This window comes from Oculatella sp. FACHB-28, assembly GCF_014696015.1.
Taxonomy (GTDB): domain Bacteria; phylum Cyanobacteriota; class Cyanobacteriia; order Elainellales; family Elainellaceae; genus JAAUTN01.
Genome location: NZ_JACJPJ010000035.1, coordinates 95,227 through 113,667 on the forward strand (window position 1 = coordinate 95,227; position 18,441 = coordinate 113,667).

17 protein-coding genes and 1 pseudogene are annotated in these 18,441 nt (G+C 45.8%); 8 read left to right on the forward strand and 10 right to left on the reverse strand.

Features of this window, described 5'->3' with window-relative positions:
• Window positions 1-294: 294 nt before the first annotated feature.
• On the forward strand, window positions 295-2,289 hold the full coding sequence (locus H6F88_RS02935) for an iron uptake porin (protein ID WP_242050364.1): 1,995 nt from the start codon (window positions 295-297) through the stop codon (window positions 2,287-2,289).
• Between the two features lie 183 nt (window positions 2,290-2,472).
• Here H6F88_RS02935 and H6F88_RS02940 read toward each other — a convergent pair whose 3' ends face one another.
• Window positions 2,473-3,177, reverse strand: coding sequence for a pirin family protein (locus H6F88_RS02940; RefSeq protein ID WP_190641242.1), 705 nt, complete (start codon window positions 3,175-3,177; stop codon window positions 2,473-2,475).
• A gap of 127 nt (window positions 3,178-3,304) precedes the next feature.
• Between H6F88_RS02940 and H6F88_RS02945 the strand changes: the two genes are divergently transcribed.
• The 3 genes from H6F88_RS02945 to H6F88_RS02955 all read left to right on the forward strand — a co-directional run bounded on the left by H6F88_RS02945 (window position 3,305) and on the right by H6F88_RS02955 (window position 6,820).
• Complete coding sequence (locus H6F88_RS02945) at window positions 3,305-4,195, forward strand: LysR family transcriptional regulator (protein ID WP_190641243.1); 891 nt, start codon at window positions 3,305-3,307, stop codon at window positions 4,193-4,195.
• Window positions 4,196-4,925: 730 nt separating this feature from the next.
• Window positions 4,926-6,047: a hypothetical protein gene (locus H6F88_RS02950; RefSeq protein ID WP_190641244.1), complete on the forward strand. Its 1,122-nt coding sequence runs from the start codon at window positions 4,926-4,928 to the stop codon at window positions 6,045-6,047.
• Window positions 6,048-6,322: 275 nt separating this feature from the next.
• Entirely contained in the window at window positions 6,323-6,820 is a 498-nt protein-coding gene (locus tag H6F88_RS02955; protein ID WP_190641245.1) for an anthrone oxygenase family protein, read from the forward strand.
• A gap of 188 nt (window positions 6,821-7,008) precedes the next feature.
• Here the strand turns inward: H6F88_RS02955 and H6F88_RS02960 are convergent, their stop codons facing one another.
• From H6F88_RS02960 to H6F88_RS02975, 4 genes are all read right to left on the reverse strand, one after another.
• Entirely contained in the window at window positions 7,009-7,851 is an 843-nt protein-coding gene (locus H6F88_RS02960; protein WP_347277659.1) for a nitrate ABC transporter ATP-binding protein, read from the reverse strand.
• Window positions 7,852-7,996: 145 nt separating this feature from the next.
• Entirely contained in the window at window positions 7,997-9,997 is a 2,001-nt protein-coding gene (locus H6F88_RS02965) for a nitrate ABC transporter ATP-binding protein (RefSeq protein ID WP_190641247.1), read from the reverse strand.
• A gap of 136 nt (window positions 9,998-10,133) precedes the next feature.
• On the reverse strand, window positions 10,134-10,895 hold the full coding sequence (gene ntrB, locus H6F88_RS02970) for a nitrate ABC transporter permease (RefSeq protein ID WP_347277660.1): 762 nt from the start codon (window positions 10,893-10,895) through the stop codon (window positions 10,134-10,136).
• Between the two features lie 181 nt (window positions 10,896-11,076).
• A complete protein-coding gene (locus H6F88_RS02975; protein ID WP_190641249.1) occupies window positions 11,077-12,435 on the reverse strand; it encodes a CmpA/NrtA family ABC transporter substrate-binding protein in 1,359 nt (452 codons plus the stop codon).
• Between the two features lie 744 nt (window positions 12,436-13,179).
• Between H6F88_RS02975 and H6F88_RS02980 the strand changes: the two genes are divergently transcribed.
• The 3 genes and pseudogenes from H6F88_RS02980 to H6F88_RS34285 form a co-directional block, all read left to right on the forward strand.
• Window positions 13,180-13,374 carry a TetR family transcriptional regulator gene (locus tag H6F88_RS02980; protein ID WP_190641250.1) on the forward strand — a complete coding sequence of 65 codons (195 nt, stop codon included), beginning with the start codon at window positions 13,180-13,182 and terminating at the stop codon, window positions 13,372-13,374.
• Window positions 13,375-13,468: 94 nt separating this feature from the next.
• Entirely contained in the window at window positions 13,469-13,600 is a 132-nt protein-coding gene (locus tag H6F88_RS33845) for a hypothetical protein (protein WP_277882136.1), read from the forward strand.
• Window positions 13,576-13,656, forward strand: a pseudogene (locus tag H6F88_RS34285) (short-chain dehydrogenase); the annotation flags it as partial. The gene H6F88_RS33845 and the pseudogene H6F88_RS34285, both read left to right, overlap by 25 nt.
• A gap of 21 nt (window positions 13,657-13,677) precedes the next feature.
• Here H6F88_RS34285 and H6F88_RS02985 read toward each other — a convergent pair.
• The gene (locus H6F88_RS02985) at window positions 13,678-13,986 is read right to left on the reverse strand and encodes a cupin domain-containing protein (RefSeq protein ID WP_190641251.1); all 309 of its coding nucleotides are present in this window, start codon (window positions 13,984-13,986) and stop codon (window positions 13,678-13,680) included.
• 127 nt (window positions 13,987-14,113) lie between these two features.
• On the opposite strand from H6F88_RS02985, the gene H6F88_RS02990 reads away from it, so the two are divergent.
• A complete protein-coding gene (locus H6F88_RS02990) occupies window positions 14,114-14,983 on the forward strand; it encodes an AraC family transcriptional regulator (RefSeq protein ID WP_190641252.1) in 870 nt (289 codons plus the stop codon).
• 23 nt (window positions 14,984-15,006) lie between these two features.
• Here H6F88_RS02990 and H6F88_RS02995 read toward each other — a convergent pair whose 3' ends face one another.
• The 4 genes from H6F88_RS02995 to H6F88_RS03010 all read right to left on the reverse strand — a co-directional run bounded on the left by H6F88_RS02995 (window position 15,007) and on the right by H6F88_RS03010 (window position 18,430).
• Window positions 15,007-15,864: a nucleotidyltransferase domain-containing protein gene (locus tag H6F88_RS02995; protein ID WP_190641253.1), complete on the reverse strand. Its 858-nt coding sequence runs from the start codon at window positions 15,862-15,864 to the stop codon at window positions 15,007-15,009.
• Window positions 15,865-15,990: 126 nt separating this feature from the next.
• Window positions 15,991-16,140, reverse strand: a complete 150-nt coding sequence (locus H6F88_RS03000) for a hypothetical protein (protein WP_190641254.1) — start codon at window positions 16,138-16,140, stop codon at window positions 15,991-15,993.
• Window positions 16,137-16,367 (reverse strand): hypothetical protein, encoded by a 231-nt coding sequence (locus tag H6F88_RS03005; protein ID WP_190641255.1) that lies wholly within the window; start codon window positions 16,365-16,367, stop codon window positions 16,137-16,139. The genes H6F88_RS03000 and H6F88_RS03005 overlap by 4 nt, the downstream gene beginning before the upstream one ends.
• Window positions 16,368-16,645: 278 nt before the next feature.
• Window positions 16,646-18,430, reverse strand: a complete 1,785-nt coding sequence (locus H6F88_RS03010; protein ID WP_190641256.1) for an AIPR family protein — start codon at window positions 18,428-18,430, stop codon at window positions 16,646-16,648.
• Window positions 18,431-18,441 lie beyond the last annotated feature (11 nt).

Here is an 18,441-nt window from a genome sequence, read left to right on the forward strand (position 1 = left end):
TGTATCCGTTTTATCGCTTCCGATCTCGTTGCTTACCTCACTGGTTGATTGCTGGTGAAGGATAGATCTGGGCATAAAAGACAGTGTTGATGCTCAAACTTGTCTTGAACCAAGCACCCTCAAATCTTGGCTTAAGGGAAGTCCCCTGGGATGTAGGGGTCCAAACCTCAAATTCCAGGTTCATCAGTTGAGATCTTCAACTTGAGTGAGTTTGATCAACGTCTCTTGTAGGCAAATTACCTTCTGACTCTTCAACAGTTGCGTTGAGGGGCAGCTTTTAGTGTGGTGGAAAAAATGTATAACCTTCTACGGCTCTCTCAATCCTTCCTACTCGTTAGTTCTCTCGTAGCAGCAGGCAGTTTGATCGGGTCTTCTCCTGTGAAGGCCGATTCGGTAGTGGTAGATGACAATGGGGCAACGAATGCAGCGATTGCACCCGAAACCGAGTTTGAAATAGCTGATTTTGAAAGTGTTAGTCAGAATCATAATTCAGCTATTGAACAAGCTGCTGAGCCAATAGCATCTGTTAACAGTACCGCCGTCAATCCAAACAGCAATTCAATTTCTCAAAGTCTATTTAGTTTAGAGACTGATTCTCAACCCGATTTACAAACTAATCCTCAAGCGAGTTTGCAAGATAGCTCTCAAGCTAGTTCTGAGGCTTTTGCTGAAGACTCTACAGCTGCATCGCTCCCAGCATTAACTGAACCAGTATCAACTGAGTCGGTTGTAGCTCAATCGGTTGATCAGCCAGTCGCTCAGTCAGTTGCCCAGTCAACGGTGGCTCCAAGTGATACTCAAGTTGAAGTACTTGCTAATCCACTTGAAGACTCTCAGGGGATGGCTCAACTAACTTCCGTTTCTCAACTTTCTGATGTGCAACCCACCGATTGGGCGTTTCAAGCGTTGCAGTCTTTGGTTGAGCGATACGGTGTCATTGCGGGCTATCCCGATGGCACGTTTCGGGGCAATCGTGCCCTGACTCGATATGAATTTGCGGCTGGACTCAATGCTGCCCTCGACCGAGTCAATGAATTAATTGCGGCTGGCTTGGCAGAAACGGTCACGCGAGAAGACCTGGCAACGTTGCAACGCTTGCAAGAAGAGTTTGCGGCTGAATTGGCAACCCTTCGCGGTCGAGTCGATGTGCTGGAAGCACGAACAGCTGAACTGGAAGCCAACCAATTTTCTACCACTACAGTATTGAATGGTGAGGTGATTTTTGGACTAGTTAGCGTCATAGATGGCAACAACGCTAATGATGAACCAATCGATCGCAATCCTACCTTTGGTTATCGGGTGCGGCTAAACTTGGAAACTAGCTTTACGGGTGAAGACCTGTTGACTACTCGTTTCCAGGCAAATAACATCACTCCTCTAGGTGGCACTAATGAGGGTGTGCTGCAAACCAATGAAGGACGAGTCGAATTTGACGGCGACAGTGACAATGAGTTCCAACTAGGGCTATTGCGTTATCGCTTCCCGCTGGGCGATCGCACCAACATTTATCTTGCCGCCACGGGCAACGGGTTTGTTGACTTAGACGCATCTGCCCAACTCACCCCCTACCTCGACGGCAGTGCTGTTTCCCTGTTTGCCTTGCGTAACCCGATTTACAACTATTCCTCAGGGGCAGGTTTCGGCATCAGGCACTTCTTGACCGACGATATTGAAATTAACTTGGGCTATCTCGTACCCGATGCAGGCAACCCTGACCCCGGTAGTGGTTTGTTTAACGGTAAGTACGGCGCACTCGCTCAGGCAATCTTTTATGGATTTGATCAACGCTTACGGATTGGCTTGAGCTACATCAACAGCTACACCCCTTCCGATGAGTTTTTTGGACCTGCCACAGGCAGTAACCTGGCAAACGAAACGTTCGATCGCCCTGTTTCTGTCAATTCCTACGGTGTTTCTGGTACGTTCACCCTGACTCCTGGTCTTGCTGTCGGTGGATGGGTTGGCTATTCTAACCACCGCTACATCGGTAGAGGGGATGGAAATGTATGGACTTGGGCAGCTAGCGTCGCCTTCCCTGACCTGGGTGGTGAAGGCAATCTGGGAGGTATTCTTGTGGGGATGGAACCTCGACTCACGGAGATCGACGACTCAGTCAACGGTGGAGAAACTGACCCCGACACTTCACTACACTTAGAGGCGTATTACAAGTATCGGCTGTCAGACAACATTGAAATTACCCCTGGCGTGATTTGGCTAACTGCGCCTAACCACGACGCTGATAATGATGATGCGATCATTGGTGTTCTGAGAACCGTGTTCCGCTTCTAACGGAGTCGGATTGTGTTGAGGGTGAGTGTCGAACCATTTGCCAGTCCTCCCGATCGTCACCTATCGTTCACTGTAGCAAACCTTGAATTGTCCATTAGTTAATGGTGAAACGCCGAGACCTGCGACTTCTTTAAGAAGTCGCAGGTCTTAGCCTTTAGGTGACCGTCTGGTTAGCGATCGCCACTATGCTGCCATATCGAACAACAGCACTTCTGCATCTTCAGCGGCTCCTTGAAGCGTGATCTCAGATTCCTCCGAGATAGCCGCTCCATCCCCTGCGGTGAGGGTTTGACCGTTGAGCTGAACGGCACCCCGTGCCACTTGCACCCAGGCAACCCGTCCGTCTGCCAGCGTGTGGTTTGCAGTATCTCCTTCGCTCAAAACACTGGCATATAGATCGACGTTTTGGTGAATCGTAATTGAGCCGTCTCGACCATCACGAGAACCAACTAGCCGCAGTGTGCCGCGCTTCTCTGCATCAGAGAAGGTTTTTTGCTCATAGCCTGGTTCAATTCCTTTTTTCTCGGGCAGAAGCCAGATTTGCAGGAAATGCACCGGGTCAGTGTTGGAAGCATTAAACTCACTGTGCTGAATTCCACTGCCAGCAGACATCCGTTGCACGTCTCCAGGACGAATCACTGAGCCAGTGCCAATGCTGTCTTTATGTTCTAATGCACCTTCAAGCACATAGGAAATGATTTCCATATCACGGTGTCCGTGAGTGCCAAAACCCTTTCCAGGAGTTACTTTGTCTTCATTAATCACGCGCAAATCAGCAAAACCCATGTAGCTGGGGTCGTAGTAGTTGCCAAAGGAGAAAGTGTGACGACTATCGAGCCAACCAAAGTTTGCAGCGCCACGTTCTTGAGCGGGTCGAATGGTAATCATCTGGATTCCTCCTGATTCAGCGGTTGAATTGCTTTTGGAATACTTTTATTATGGATTGAATCTCCTGAAAAGACAATATACTAAACTAAAGACATATTGTATCTAAAAAATCTACAATCTCTACGCTATGGACAAGTTTGATGGGATTCGCGCTTTTACTCAGGTCGTGGTTTCAGGCGGGTTTGCGGCGGCTGCACGAGACATGGGACTGTCACGATCGGCGGTCAATAAACTGGTAATTGCTCTAGAAAATGATCTGGGGGTGCAGTTGCTGCACCGCAGTACGCGAGTCGTGACTCCAACTGAAACCGGTCTAGCCTTTTATGAACGGTGTGTAGAAATTTTGGCCAGTCTAGAAGAGGCAGAGCGATCGCTCACTCAGCTTCAAAAGGAACCCAAAGGAAGACTGCGCATCAATGCACCGATGTCGTTTGGCATAATGCATCTGTCTCCTGCTCTGGCTAACTTTTTGGTGCAGTATCCCGATCTTCAGGTGGAGTTGACGTTGAGCGATCGCTTTGTTGACCCAATCGAAGAAGGCTTTGATATCACCGTGCGAATTGCCAAACCCCAAGCGAGTGCCAGCCTAATCGTTCACACCCTTGCTCCAGCTCAACGGGTACTCTGTGCCTCGTCCACCTACCTTGAAGCTCACAACATTCCAACCCATCCTAATGAACTGCGGCATCACTCCTGTTTGCATTACGGACAGCTTGCTTTCGAAAATCAATGGACACTCATCGGACCCGATGGAGAACATACTTTCTCCGTCAAAGGCACATTATGCTCTAACAATGGTGAAGTGCTGAGAGATGCCGCAGTTCGAGGGCTAGGCATTACACTTCTGCCTCGATTTATCGTAGAGCCAGAACTCCAGCAGGGCAAACTTCAGGTTGTGCTGCCAGACTACCACCCGACTGAACTCTCAATTTACGTGATTTATCCCGTCAATCGTCACCTTTCTACCAAGGTTCGGCTACTCGTTGACTTCCTCCAACAGCAATTTGGTTCTCACTAGGCGATTTCAGAATCACTTACTGCTTCTCAAATTGACGATCTACGTTTGACTCCCTCCAAGATGAGTGGGATGTTTCGTCGGAGCTTTCAAGCCCAAATGACGGTGAAGTATGGTGACGGTAACGCTCGTTAAGCGGAGCGGGTATTCGGGTGGGGCAGATTTTTAAAGAAATGTTATTACTACAGTAGGAGAAATGTATCAAAAAAATTATTAATCTAAGGTGCCAACTTGTCATAGCTGTAGTTATCTTAGTTCTAGTCAACCTTAGAGCGAGCAGTGCAAAATGCTATCCCAGCCTTCAAGTAAGTCAAAATGCTTAAGTGACGCCCCTGTCCGAAGTATCAATAGAAACGCAGCCAACATTGATTCCATTAACTCTCCTATTTAGAGAGGGAAATAATGGTTTTTATACCAATTCTCCTCAAGGCTGCTATAGAAACGGTATTAGCTGATAGTTATTGGTTTCATGGGTCAAAAATAGCTACATCAATCTTCTAACTAACGTGAGTTCGGGATAAGAAATCGTCAGAACCCCTGATTTTTCGTACCTCATTTCGTTGCAGTGAATCAAGCTATTGTCAGCAAGGTCCACAGATGCAATTTTTCTCAATAAACAACCTTATTGAGAAGAGCCTACAGCAATACCCTTTGCCTAAAGCCTTTTATACCAAACCTTGCAGCGTTTAGCTTAACCCGAACTCACGTTAACTAGGAACTTCAGGACCGATAAATGACAAGCCAAAAATCTCCGCAGAGGCGAAGCTTCTACCGCTTTGACCCAGTTGCAACTTTGCTAATCAAGAAATTTAATCTTATTCCCGTTAGCTTTGGATTGTTGTCAATTCCAATCGTTTCTATCTTTTATCTATTGGTTGCCTGGATCAGCAATACGCTGTGGACTCAAGGAGAACAAGTCGGACTATTACAAGACTGGTTTCCCTGGTTCTGGACACTACTCATTAATCCAGTCGTTTTAGGGTATTACTTATGGAGCTTTGAGGCAATCAGTGATGTCATCGAAGATCTCGAAGAGTCTGATGTTGTGACGACTCAACAAGCGGAGATTGATGCAATTGTTTTGAATCCCTATTATCAAAAGCTGCATAAGTACATAGCTCTGGGTTGTGCAGTTGCTTACAGTGTTTTCGTTTTTATTAGCCAACCCAGCTTGAAGAATAACTGGTATGGTGCTGGGGTACTACCAAACTTAGCCGTCACGATCGCCACTTTTGTGGGTGTGTACGTCGGTAGTATGTTGGTACTTACTCTCATTACCAATATCAGAATTCTTCATCGCATTTTTGAAGAAAAAGACCTTAATATTAATCCTTTGCATCCTGACCGCTGTGGTGGGCTTCACTCGCTCAGCAACTATTCCTTGAAAACTGCTTATCTTGCTGCTGTTTTAGGCATCATGGTTGGTTTAATCGAATATCAGTTTGTGACTCAGGGTGTTGGAAAAGTTTATTGGTTTGTTCATCTGATTATTCCAATACACATCGTTTTATCAACAGCCTGTTTTTACAGTCCGCTGTTGGCTGCCCATAGGGGCATGAAGAAGGCTAAGGAAGAGCTTCTCCACAAAATTGCTCGACAGTTTCACGCTGATTATTCCCGAATTCACGAAAGCTTAGCTGGAGACGCAGAAATCTTGAAGCAGGGAACCGAGAAAATTCAAGGATTACGCGATTTCTACAAGTTTACTGATGAGTTTCCTGTATGGCCCTTCGACGTTCAAACCTTTCGGCAGTTCTTGCTCACTGTTCCGGCTCCTCTGCTGCCTATTTTCCTTGGTTTGCTGCAAGAGGCTGCTGGAATGCTGCTCAAGAACTTAGGTATTAATCTTGGCTAAAAGCTAAAAGAGGGGATAGTTCTTGGAACTATTTGCTAACCCTTTATCCGACCTCGTAGGTGTGCCAAACTTGTAACTCACAATTGCTGACCCAAAGCTGTTTTAGGCTTTGCTGAACTTGCTGTAGTCATTTGCGGCACAAAGTTGACCGCAAGATTTTACAAGTAGAACAGAAACCAGATAGCTGAATGTTTGTGGGTTTCTCTAAGCTAAAGAAGTATCGTTCAAGGCTCGTATCCAAGTTGCTTAGTTAATCAAGGGATGAGGTGCTAGATATGGTAACTGTTTATCACTGGTCTTTTGCAGTCAAGCTATTTTCAGCGTTGGGTTGTGGGCTCATAGCGGGTGTCTTTTTTGCCTTCTCCACTTTTGTGATGAAAGCGCTGGCTCAACTTCAGCCCGCTCAAGGTATTGCTGCCATGCAGTCGATTAATATTACGGTAATTAATCCCTGGTTTTTTCTTGCCTTCTTTGGCACGGCGATATGTTGCCTGTTTCTAGCTATCTCCTCGTTGAGATGGCATCCGCCGGGAACTGTGTTTTTGCTGGTCGGCAGCTCACTTTACCTAATCGGCACTGTTTTGGTAACCATTGCATTTAATGTGCCGTTGAATGATGCATTGGCGATCGCCAGACCTGATAGCCCTGAAGGGGCTGACCTGTGGGCAAGTTACCTCACTAACTGGACAATCTGGAATCATGTTCGAACCATTGCGGCATTGGCGGCAGCAGTATTACTCACAATCGCCCTTTGTTATCCGGCAGCGAAGTGAGAGGTGAGCGGCAGCGTTTAATCAGCATTGTTTCAGCTTAGCGACGGCTTTCCATCTCTAAAACTCGTCTGGAAAAGTCACTGTCATGGTCAAACATCCTCAAATTCTTTAGAATCACTACAAATAGGTGTCCCCTCTAGAAAATTTCTAAAGGGGAACTCAACGAGCGCATTTTCTGAAGTGGTTAGTTACTCAGTGTCGTCATGGGCAAATCGGTTGTAGAGGAAGTCTAGCGCGTGGTTTCGGAGGTCATAATATTCCGGGTCTTCCATAATTTGGGTGCGATCGCGCGGACGCGGAAAGGGAATCTCCATCACTTCGCCAATCGTAGCTGCGGGACCGTTGGTCATCATGACCAGGCGATCGGCTAGAAACAGCGCTTCATCAATGTCGTGAGTAATCATCAACACGGTGCAGCGGTGATCATTCCAAATTTTCAACAGTTCTTCTTGAAGTTCCTCTTTGGTGATTGCATCGAGTGCGCCAAAGGGTTCATCCAGGATCAGAACTTCGGGACGAATGGCTAGAGCACGGGCGATCGCCACCCGCTGTTTCATTCCACCTGAGAGCTGGGGCGGCTTTTTGTCTGCGGCATCTGCCAAGCCAACCATCGCCAAATGTTCCCGCACAATTGCTCGCTTCTCGGCTTCTAGCTTCTTGGGATGGACTGAATCCACTGCCAGGTAAACATTCTCAAATGCAGTCAACCAGGGTAGAAGTGCGTATCCTTGAAACACCACCATCCGGTCTGGACCTGGCTTCGTGATTGACTTGCCGCGTAGCTGCACACTTCCTTGACTCGGTTGGTTGAATCCAGAAACCATGTTGAGCAATGTGGTTTTACCGCAGCCAGAGTGTCCGATTAAACAAATAAACTCACCTTGCTTAATAGAGAGGTTGACATCTTGTAGAACTGGATAAGGCCCCTTTGGGGTGGGATAAACTTTTGAGACGTTAGCGATTTCCAAGAAAGACTTAGCCTGAGGCTGCTGAGAGATTACTACGGACTTGGTTTCAACTTGTTTTAGCATTTGCATTGTTGGTAGTTGTGGTTCGTGTGGAGCAAACCCCTGTAGAGATTTTGTTTGCCTATCTACAGGGGTGTAATTAAGATTTACCGTTGGTCAGTTAGTACCGGATTCGTTGAAATCATCATGCTGTGAAACTATGTGCTCTTTAGGCGGCAGTCCTACGAGAATCAAGCATGACTTCTGCCACGCTAAAGTCACGTTTGACCGAAAGAGCGTTCAAGTAACTGATTGGATCTTCAGCATCAAACTTAGCACCATCAAATAGTTGGATAGGGCCTCGATGATATTTGATATCCACCATTCCTAACTCTCGTGCCGCTGTGCTAAACGCACCGACCCGGCAAACTCGCTCCAAGATTTCTAACCAGTTGCGCGGGAAAGGAATATCTCCCCAACGAGCCATTTGCGTCATCATCCACAGATGCTCGGTGCGGCTGGGACGGTTAACTCCTTCTCCATAAAACAGGTGGTGAGCATACTCACGCATGGGTTGCTCCAAACTACAAGTTTGAGTATTAGGATCACCCAGTTTGATGTAATCAATTGATGTGCCGACATAAGCCTTGGCAGAGAGAATTTGCTGGATTTCCTGGTGATTCGCTTCATTTGCACAATATTGGCAGGCTTCCAGCAAGGCTTTGATCAGGGCAATGTGAGTATTAGGATAAGCGATCGCCCAATCCTCCCTTACGCCCAACACCTTTCCAGGATGTCCCAGCCAGATCTCCAAATCTGTTGCAACGGTGAAACCAGTACCCTCAACCGCAGCCCGAAGATTCCAAGGTTCGCCCACACAGTACCCATCAATGGTTCCAGCTTTCAGGTCAGCAACCATTTGAGCTGGCGGAATCGTAGTGAGTGAAACATCGTGATCGGGGTCAATTCCACTGGTAGCAAGCCAGTAACGCAGCAGCAGATTGTGCATCGAAGAAGGATGTACCATTCCCAGTGTATGGCGCTGACCAGGTGTTTCGAGAATCAAGCGCTTGAAGTCGGTAGCGCTATATACACCCTGTTCATAGAACTTTCTTGCGAGTGTCACGGCGTTACCGTTGCGAGTCATCGTGAGTGCACTCACCATAGGCAATGGCTGGTCTTGATGCCCGCCTGCTGTTAGCCAAACTGGCATTCCTGCTGGCATTTGAGCTGCATCTAGATATCCACCTGCAATCCCATCGACAACGCCGCGCCAACTTGTTTCACGTACCAGGCTAACCTCATCTAGACCATGTTTGGCAAAGAAGCCTTTTTCCTTGGCAACTGCGATCGGGGCACAGGCTGTGAGTGGTACAAAACCGAGTTCGAGATTCACTTTTTCTAGCCCATGACGGGCGATCGCCGTTGTCTTCTTAGCCCGCAGTTTCTTAATTCGCTTCTGTTGGTTGAGAAAATAGATTAGCTCAGACCGCAGGCTGTAGTAGCTAGGATGACTCACTACATCCATGCGCTTGCGAGGACGAGGAATATCCACATCCAGAATGCCACCAATCTTAGAGGCAGGGCCATTGGTGAGCATCACAATTCGGTCAGAGAGGAGAACTGCCTCATCTACATCGTGAGTCACCATCACGGCAGTTACTTCGTTTTCCTCACAAATTTTCATCAACTGCTCTTGCAGATTGCCCCGCGTCAAAGCATCTAATGCGCCAAAGGGTTCATCTAATAGCAGGAGTTTAGGACGGGTTGCTAGGGCACGGGCGATCGCCACCCTCTGCTTCATTCCACCAGAAAGCTGACCCGGCGGTTTATCTGCGGCATGTTGCAGCCCAACCATTTGAATGTGCTGTTCTACGATCTGCCGACGTTCTTGTTTGGGTAAGGCTGCCAAGACTTCATCGACCGCTAGCGCGATGTTTTCGCGTACTGACATCCAGGGCAGCAGTGAGTAATTTTGAAACACCACCATCCGGTCCGGCCCTGGGCGCTTTACCAGCTTTCCCTCCAGAGTCACAATGCCCTCGGTTGGTAAGTCTAATCCAGCAATCATATTGAGCAATGTAGATTTACCGCAACCCGAGTGACCAATCAGGGAAATAAACTCCCCTTTTTTGATGTGGAGGTCGATTCCTTTGAGGGCAACATAACTGCCCCCGCCGCTCAGGGGAAATACTTTATCGATTTGATCGACAGCAACAAAGGTAGACATAGGTTTAGGGATAAAGGATGAGGAATGAAGGATGAGGGTTAATACAATTCAGAAGAACGTAGGGGCGCAGCATTCAGACAAAAAATCTTGGTTGATTTCGGAGGCTATCTGCCGGATGCTACGCCCTAGCAGGAGTTCATCGCTGTTCTTCAGGAAGGATCATCCGTTGGAGATATGCCATTGCTCTATCTAAAAGCAAACCTACCGCACCGATATAAAACACCGCTAGAATCACTTCGCTGACGTAGTTGTTCTGGTAAGCGTTCCAGATGAAGAAACCAATTCCGATTACACCAGACATCACAATTTCAGCCGCGATAATTGCCAACCAAGCTAGACCAATCGCAATCCGTAGACCTGTGAAGATGTAAGGTAAAGCAGAAGGAATCAGGACTTTGAAGAAGTATTTGCGTGGAGAGATTTGGAGTACTCTAGCCACATTCTTGTAGTCCTGAGGGATTTGCTGCACACCTACTGTCGTGTTGATTAGGATGGGCCAAACCGCAGTAATGAAAATTACGAAGATCGCTGCTTGCTGCACATTCTGTAAAGCGATCAAACTGATGGGAACCCATGCTAGAGGCGCAATCATTCGCAAAAATTGGAAGATCGGATCAACTGCTTTGTTGATGGTTTGATTGGTTCCAACCAAAATTCCTAGACCAATGCCCACAACCGCTGCCGCTGTGTATCCTTTAGCGACTCTGCCCAGGCTATACATGGTTTGCCAAAACAGTCCCTTATCCAGTCCGCCTAAATCATAAAAGGGGTAGAGCAACAACTCCCGTGTTCGCTGTTCAGTCACCAGGCTGAGTGGTCCAGGTAGTCTAGTTAGCCCGGTTGAGGAAAGCAACTGCCAGACGACCAGAAAAACGAGTACTCCGATGAGGGGGAGCATGATGTTCTGACCCTGTTTCTTCCAAAAAGTCCGAGCAAAATCTGCAAAATTAGAGCCTGTAGGGCGAGTTCCTGGATTAGCAACCATTTTTTCTCCTTGAGTTGTTTATGCGAAATAGTCCAAGCTTGAGCGCGAGTAGGAAATGACTGAGCGGTGAGCGTTATCCCTTGTCCCTTAGGGGTTAAATCCGCTTAATCTGTAAACTGTTGAGGTATGCTTCTGGGTTTTCTGGATCAAACTTTGTGCCGTCAAAGAAGGTTTCAACCCCTCTCGAAGTACTGGTCGGAATGCCAGAGAAACCTGCTTCTTGCGCTGCTTCTTTCCAGAGGTCTTCACGGTTGACTCGATCGATGATTTGACGGGCTGTGTCGAAGTCGGCGATCGCCCCATTATGAAAATTCCAGCGCATCGTTTCCGTCAAGAACCACAAATCATGACTCTTGTAAGGATAGGAAACGCTACCGATGTCATCCGACCAATACAATGGACTCTTCTTAAAGTCATCAATAGCCGCTTTGCCATCAGCCATCTCGTACTTTCCTTCATATGGAGGAGTTAACACATTGGCTGGCACGTCAAAGAAGTTACGTCCTGAAACAATCTGAATGAGTTCTGCCCGGTTTGCAGGATCATCACACCATTGCTGAGCCTCCATAATGCCTTTCAGAATGGCTTTTGTTGCTTTAGGGTTGGCATCTACCCAATCAGCTCGAATTGCCAAATATTCTTCTGGATGGAATGGCCACATCTCAGCAGTCAGAGTTGCCATGAAGCCAATATCATCTGACACAATTCGATAGGGCCAGGGGTCGCCTGTGCTGAAAGCGTCCATTGATCCAGTCCGCATTCCCTGTACCGTTTCAGCCGAAGGTACCGCTAGCAAATCAATATCGGTATCCGGGTCAACTCCACCCGCAGCAAACCAATAGCGAATCCAGAAATCCTGATTCACATTAGGAAAAGTGTGTGCTGCCTTAAACTTTCTGCCTTGAGTGGCTTGAAAGCCTTTAACGTATTCAGCTGCATTTGAAATATCTAGCCCTATTCCTTTACCTGTATGAATTCCAGAAATGGCAATTCCATTTCCTTGGGTGTTGAGTTGCGCCAGAACATACATTGGCAACTTCTGACCATTGGTAATCAGTCCTTCAGAAATTAAGTGAGGCATGGGCATTTGCCACTGCCCACCGTCAATTCCACCATTCCCAGAACCAATAACCACGTTGTCACGCGCAGACGCCCAGTTTGATTGCTTAGATACGGTCACTTCGGTCATCCCGTACTTGGCAAAGAAGCCCTTTTGTTGGGCAATCACAATCGGTGCAGATTCCACAATAGGAATGTAACCCAAGGTAATGCGTGTGGTTTCAGGAGCCTGAGCTGGGTCGATCGCCGCTACAGGAGTTTGCTGTGCTGTTGCACTATTAATGGTTGCAGAAGGGGGATTTCCCAAGCATCCTTTGAGCAATATAGAGCTAGCTGCGCTTACTCCAGCGGTAAATAAAAATTTGCGTCGAGAATAGTTAGAAAAATTGGTCATAAAGCTCCTCCACAGCGCCTAAAGCTGCTAAAACGGCTGAATTCTTGATCTGGAAAAACTTAGCTAAAGTATTCCACTATGACGATTCACACCTGGCTCCTGCGTCCGTTCCCCTCAGACAGAGCGCCAGATATGTAATCTAAACTTCAAATCAATGAACAAAATTCCCTTAGCAGATAGCTTATCGCCTTTTTAATAGAAACAGTCGACTGAAACTGATAATTTGGAAATAATTATTAAATGTTTCTTATAAAATCTCTTGATTAAACACTGTTAAATCCCAATACCTTTAAGTAGTTTTATGAAGTCTATCGAAATTTACTTATGTTTTTTCCCTATTTTTATAAACAGTTCTATGAAAACCATTGGTGTTTATTTATATTTTTCTCTGTTTCCATAGACTGCTTTATGAAAACCATCAGTATTCGTCGATATCCCTCTTTACCTCTTATGAGAGGGGATGAATTTCCGTTCCTTCAAAGTGCCGTTTAATTGCACTTGTTTAGTCCAAACAAAACGAAATTGAGGTATTTCAGTCACTCCTAGTTTCTAATAACGTAGGTTAATGTCCTATTTCGTAGAAATGTAAAGTATCTTGTAGAAATGTAAGTTTTAGCAGTCGTCGGATTAATGGAACTGCTAAAGCGATTGATAACAGGAATTAATCAGTCAATTAAAATTTCCATAGTTAGTGTCTCTGGAACAAATATTGGCCGACTGGTCTACCCATCCTGTACTACAGGCATGAGTCGAGAACCAAGCAAGCAATTTGATCTTGAAGTTGCCTTATCTCAAGCAACAAAAGTATTTTGGGCGCGAGGATATGGAGCCGCTAGCCTGTCTGAACTACTGAGTCAGATGGGCATTAAAAAAAGCCTCTACGATACGTTGAGCAATATGCGATCGCTCTTTCTCAAAGCGCTAGACCATGATGCTTAGACGGAGAGCAAGTCCATTTGAAGTCAGCTATTGGCTCCAGGTTCACCGCTCGCAAACTTGGAAAAGTTCTGTAAAACCTACAGCAAATTCCTCAATGCCTGAAAGCAAAGGATGCATGATTGGTACAAACATTGCAGATTTTGGCACCAGTGATGTAGAGGTTGCAGCCGCGTTGCGTGGACATTTGCGTGGACTGGAAGACGCTTATTCAACAAAACTGCTGTAATCACAGGTGGAACAACAGGAATTGGCTATGAAACGGCTAGACGGTTTGTTGCAGAATTGCGGAGCAAAGGTAATGTGCTACGTGGGGTAAAACCAAAATTCAATTTCAGAAGTCGTCTGATCAAACCGAGCGGCGTGGACGGTTTGTGCCGATACGTGATACCAGTCTCCTGCTTGGTAATGTGTTTCCTGACCATCCACGATTAAAATTAATTCTCCCTGGGTAATCACGCCGACGTTGTCAGTGTCGTGAGTGTGAGGTGGGATGTTTGTTCCTGCTGGATAGGAGGCAAACAACACATCGCAATTTTTAGCTTCTAGCTTAAAGGCGTCGAACGGTCCCTCAAACTTAGGTAGCGATCGCAATTGCCGGGGAAAGTGTGTCATATCTTGTCTTCTCCTTAAAAAATCAATGGTTTTTCAATTGAGGATATGACAATTAAGATAAATGGATTGAAGCAGCAAATCTTTCAAATTCTATATTTCAAAATCTTGCAGCACAGGTGCCTGATTGATGGCAATTTCTCCCTCTAACTATCCGGCTTCTTTACCTGTTTTGCCTCCAATTTGGGGACGGCGATTTGAAAGCGATCGCCTATTTGTTGAGCTATGTCCCAGGCAGCCTTACCAGGTTCGATATCAGCCCAACTGGCATGTTTTAGGAATCGCGCTAGAAACCCAATCCGGCTACCATGCGTTTGCCAGCGATCGGATTAGTCCCTATCATGCGCCTGCTAATACCTTTGCTTTTACCCCAGCCCATTGTGAAACGTTTTCAGAATCAAGCCGAGGAGGAGCCTATCTAATCTTCGCTTTGTCAGAGGAACTATTTGAAACTTATGTGAGTGATATTGCACCACACCAATCCCCAACGCTACGACGGCTCTCACATCTCCACAATCAGCACGTCACGGCGATTGGACGAGCAACCCAAACGTTTATTCAAACTAATCCATCAGGTGGTCGTCTTTATTTTGAGGCGCTAGCCGCGCAATTTGCGACCCATGTCATTCTTGCTTTGTTGTCCAAGCCTGAAAGCACACCCCAAGTGAGTAAGCTCTCAGCACGGGCATTTGATCACCTGCTTGAGTTTGTTGAAGCTCATTTGTGCGAAGATCTATCGCTCAGTGCCCTCGCTGAAGTTGTAGAAATGCCTCCATCTCAGTTTGTGCGATGGTTTAAGGCAAAGGTTGGGCAATCTCCTCATGCCTGGGTTATCACCTGCCGCCTCAACCGTGCCAAAACGTTGTTAGCTAAGACAGAACAACCGATCGCCCAGATTGCTTTTGACTGTGGCTTTAGCAGTCAGAGTCACATGACTACATTGTTTTCTAGATACCTTGGTATCACACCTAAGCACTATCGAGAGATAGTTAGCCAGTAGCAGTTCTAGCTAGCTTTCAGACTTTAGATGATTAAGCGGCGATCGCCATACCATTGGCTCAAATCTCGCTCAAGTTGATCAAGGATGGCGATCGCTTCCACTATTGAGTCTGCATCAATGGCTAAAAGAGTAAACACTGACTCAACCCGTTGTTGATAGTTCTGCGGACACAGTGCAAAACCGTTGGCAAATACCACTGCGCCTTTCTCGTTCAATAAGTATTCTTCGTTGAGGGCAAATAGGACCTGATTCATACAGGCTACGCTGCGGAAACAACAACCTGCTGCATAAGCAACATCATTACGCGCGATCGCCTTCTGTGCAACAAACAGTGAAAAACTAATTTCCCAGGCAAACTTATTAACGGTTGCTTGTTTAAGTCCAGTTGGATAAGGAATTGTCTTAGCCTTTAGAGCAGCTAAAATGCCATCTGGATCGTGAAGTGGCAAACCGATCGCAACTTCGCCCATATAAATTGAGGATACAAAGCCATGAGGATGTCCCGGTTGATAATCAATCGTGATTTGCCCAGCATGGCAATCCTCAATCACACGATTAACCTGAGCCAGATCACGATAGAGAAAATCTACAGAGATACCTTCTATTTTTAGCCAACCACCCCCATTAATCCATTTTCCCCATTCACCAATTGGAGTAATTAGGTTTTCGCGATGGTTATCATCAAGTTGAGAAGCGAGTTGATTGAGAGCAATCAGATCAGGTGGGTTCTCCGGTTGGTAATAAATCCCTAGATCCACATCTGACTTCTGGGTGTGACTGCCTCTTGCTCTTGAACCACCGAGGGCGATCGCTGCAATCCCCTCAACTGGTTGCAAGCGATCGACAACACGGTGGATGAACTGAGGCAATTGTTGATTCATGTTCGCTCTACTTTCACCATCTACTCAAACCAATATCTTCAAGGTGACAAAAACGACCGCGATCGCTCTCCTGTTGTTTCTGAATCAAGCTTCTCAGCTAGGAGACGAGCAGCGATCGTATCCTGCTCACCAGCGGGTAAAAACTTTGGTTAGGCGATCGCCCTTCTCTACAAATCGAAGTTTGGGTTTGTTGTGGAGAGCCTTTTCCGCTTCATCTGGCTCAACACAGTGCTTGACAGCTAGCTTCTCGACAATTGCATCAACCAACACTCTCACTGGAGATACTTCTCCACTCGTCGCTCTTCCAACATCGCTGCTACCTGTTCATCGGTTGGTGCAGGTCGCTCTGTTTTTAACAACCCTCTCATCCGTTGAATTGCATCAGAGCGGTCAGGCTGAGCAATGGTTGTATTTTGAAGCGATTCAACGATTGCAGAGATCAGCGCAAGGCGATCGCTAGGCGACAACTTGAAGATTTGTGCCTTCAGTTCTTGCGACAACATAAGCAGATCCTAAATTTCAAGGAACTAATGTCTAGTATGAGCGATCTCACCTTTGATAAACAAGTTGATGTTTACAATATTCTTCCCAGCCACTTGTTTACTTTCCAGAAGGTGCTTGCTGTGACTAATTCTCTTATGCCTGTCCGCATCCTATTTATTCGCAGGTAAAGTTTTGAGCGGGGCGATCGATTGTTCAGGTGATTTCGCTGTACCCATCACTAGGGAGTAGTTCTACTGATTGTCGCTCAAAGCTACTCTTAATTGCTGCTTGGAATGCCTCACAAATTAATTTGAACATGCTTTGCAAATTCCTCAAAACGGGAAGTATGGTATTCTTTCGCTGATTCAACCATATTCTTAAAGTTGTCTATAGCTTCCTTCGCCTCATCAGCGTTGTTTAGGCTCTTCTTAACTGCTGGAAGTAGCTGTTTACAAAATGGTACTGTTGCCTCAACAACTGGCTCCCAAATTTTTTCAGCTTCTTGAGGTGATGTATGTAAGCCAAAAGAAACTCTAAAAGGATTAGGAATAGGTTTTCCTAGAAAAGTGTCAAGGCACTTGGCAATTGCTGAGGTTAATAGAATATGAGGCCCCCGTCTTTGAAAGAAATCTAGCTGTTTTTGCTCAGCTTCAGAAAGGGAGTTTGTTTTATTCTTGTCTACAAGTCGGCGTTTTTTAGCTTCAATACTACGAAGAAGAGAATATACAAATACAATGTGCTTAGCAGAAGTTCGTTCCGAAAAATAATTGGAGTAAATAGTATCCACCGCCCAAATGTCAGACTTGTTATTGTATGCTATGACAGGTTCCTGATGGAACGCTGCAAGAGCTTGGGCAACAGTGTCAGAAGATAATAAATTAGGTTGACGACGAATAATATCTTCGTGCCCGCCTCTTCTTCCTCCGTAATACATTGAATCAGGGATCTCTTCAAATTCTTGACGGAGTCGGCGTTGAATAGGATCGTTACTTCGGAAATCAGAAATCTCAACAGTATTTTGTCTATTGTTATACTCAATGATCTTTCTTATAGTTTTGATGTTACTGCACTTTACAAATCTAACTTGAACCATTGCGATGTCATCGATTAGTTCAACTAAACTTCCTACTGCCCCCGTTGTTTGCGCTCCATTGACAATAGAAATTCCTGTAATTTCTAATTCTTTTGCTTTGTTGATTTCCCCATATTCAGAATTTTCAACTTCCCTCTCCTGGAAGTCAGATACTAGTGCTGTTATACCATTGTTGTAAACCCAGAAGTGGCTAGGATCATTTTTGGCAGTCTCTTTGATTCCATTATTAATGTTATTGCTACTTGCTTTGCTACCTAAATACCCGCGTACATTAGCAGAAAAAAGATTTTCCCGGTGGTTTCTGACAATGTTGCGGAACCAGGCGATAGGAACCGCTGTGACAAAAGACTCCCAATCGCTATTTGATATAGTGTAACCTCCTGATATGGGAATTCTAAATTTTTCGGTGATCAAAATTGGGGCTTCTAAAGCACGGTACCATTCATCGATTGTTTCTCGTCCAACCTCAATAGCACTTACATTTTCAACTTCTATATTAGAAAATCTAGTCCTTAAAGAGTTATTTATTGTTTGCTCTACCATTTGAAGTTCAGCTTTGACATTGGCTGACTCTGGTAGATTATGCACATACCAAAATTGTATAGATTTTACATTTCCACCTTCCAGCGTGGAGCGAACTTCTTCAGCAGAAGGTTGAAGTCCTTGTGGTAAATCATCAATAGGTGAATTGAGCAACCATGCTGCTGCCGCATTAAGGTCCGAAGCTTTACTAGATTTTGCAGCTGGTTTATCGTTTAGAGACATATAGGTCTGTATGACGACGATGTAGCCTCTATCCTTATCAACATAAATTAAATCACACTTCTTATCGTCTCCTCCAGTGAGTTTTCCTGTGAGAGAACTTGTCGCTACTATATCAATATCTTCAATTTGAAATCGAAGTTGAAGTGCAAAGAGAGCGAGAGCATCTTCTTGATACTTCTTCAAATCGCTTCGAGCTTCAAAAGCTGCCTGGAAAGAAAAAGACATTTAGATATCAC

What these genes read in the sequence shown, in the direction of transcription:
- H6F88_RS02940 (WP_190641242.1), bottom strand. Translation starts at nt 3,177, where the DNA reads ATGATTACCATTCGACCCGCTCAAGAACGTGGCGCTGCAAACTTTGGT.
- H6F88_RS02945 (WP_190641243.1), top strand. Translation starts at nt 3,305, where the DNA reads ATGGACAAGTTTGATGGGATTCGCGCTTTTACTCAGGTCGTGGTTTCA.
- H6F88_RS02935 (WP_242050364.1), top strand. Translation starts at nt 295, where the DNA reads ATGTATAACCTTCTACGGCTCTCTCAATCCTTCCTACTCGTTAGTTCT.
- H6F88_RS03010 (WP_190641256.1), bottom strand. Translation starts at nt 18,430, where the DNA reads ATGTCTTTTTCTTTCCAGGCAGCTTTTGAAGCTCGAAGCGATTTGAAG.
- H6F88_RS02980 (WP_190641250.1), top strand. Translation starts at nt 13,180, where the DNA reads ATGAGTCGAGAACCAAGCAAGCAATTTGATCTTGAAGTTGCCTTATCT.
- H6F88_RS03005 (WP_190641255.1), bottom strand. Translation starts at nt 16,367, where the DNA reads ATGTTGTCGCAAGAACTGAAGGCACAAATCTTCAAGTTGTCGCCTAGC.
- H6F88_RS02955 (WP_190641245.1), top strand. Translation starts at nt 6,323, where the DNA reads ATGGTAACTGTTTATCACTGGTCTTTTGCAGTCAAGCTATTTTCAGCG.
- H6F88_RS02965 (WP_190641247.1), bottom strand. Translation starts at nt 9,997, where the DNA reads ATGTCTACCTTTGTTGCTGTCGATCAAATCGATAAAGTATTTCCCCTG.
- ntrB (WP_347277660.1), bottom strand. Translation starts at nt 10,895, where the DNA reads ATGCTCCCCCTCATCGGAGTACTCGTTTTTCTGGTCGTCTGGCAGTTG.
- H6F88_RS02985 (WP_190641251.1), bottom strand. Translation starts at nt 13,986, where the DNA reads ATGACACACTTTCCCCGGCAATTGCGATCGCTACCTAAGTTTGAGGGA.
- H6F88_RS02975 (WP_190641249.1), bottom strand. Translation starts at nt 12,435, where the DNA reads ATGACCAATTTTTCTAACTATTCTCGACGCAAATTTTTATTTACCGCT.
- H6F88_RS02990 (WP_190641252.1), top strand. Translation starts at nt 14,114, where the DNA reads ATGGCAATTTCTCCCTCTAACTATCCGGCTTCTTTACCTGTTTTGCCT.
- H6F88_RS02960 (WP_347277659.1), bottom strand. Translation starts at nt 7,851, where the DNA reads ATGCTAAAACAAGTTGAAACCAAGTCCGTAGTAATCTCTCAGCAGCCT.
- H6F88_RS02950 (WP_190641244.1), top strand. Translation starts at nt 4,926, where the DNA reads ATGACAAGCCAAAAATCTCCGCAGAGGCGAAGCTTCTACCGCTTTGAC.
- H6F88_RS33845 (WP_277882136.1), top strand. Translation starts at nt 13,469, where the DNA reads ATGCCTGAAAGCAAAGGATGCATGATTGGTACAAACATTGCAGATTTT.
- H6F88_RS02995 (WP_190641253.1), bottom strand. Translation starts at nt 15,864, where the DNA reads ATGAATCAACAATTGCCTCAGTTCATCCACCGTGTTGTCGATCGCTTG.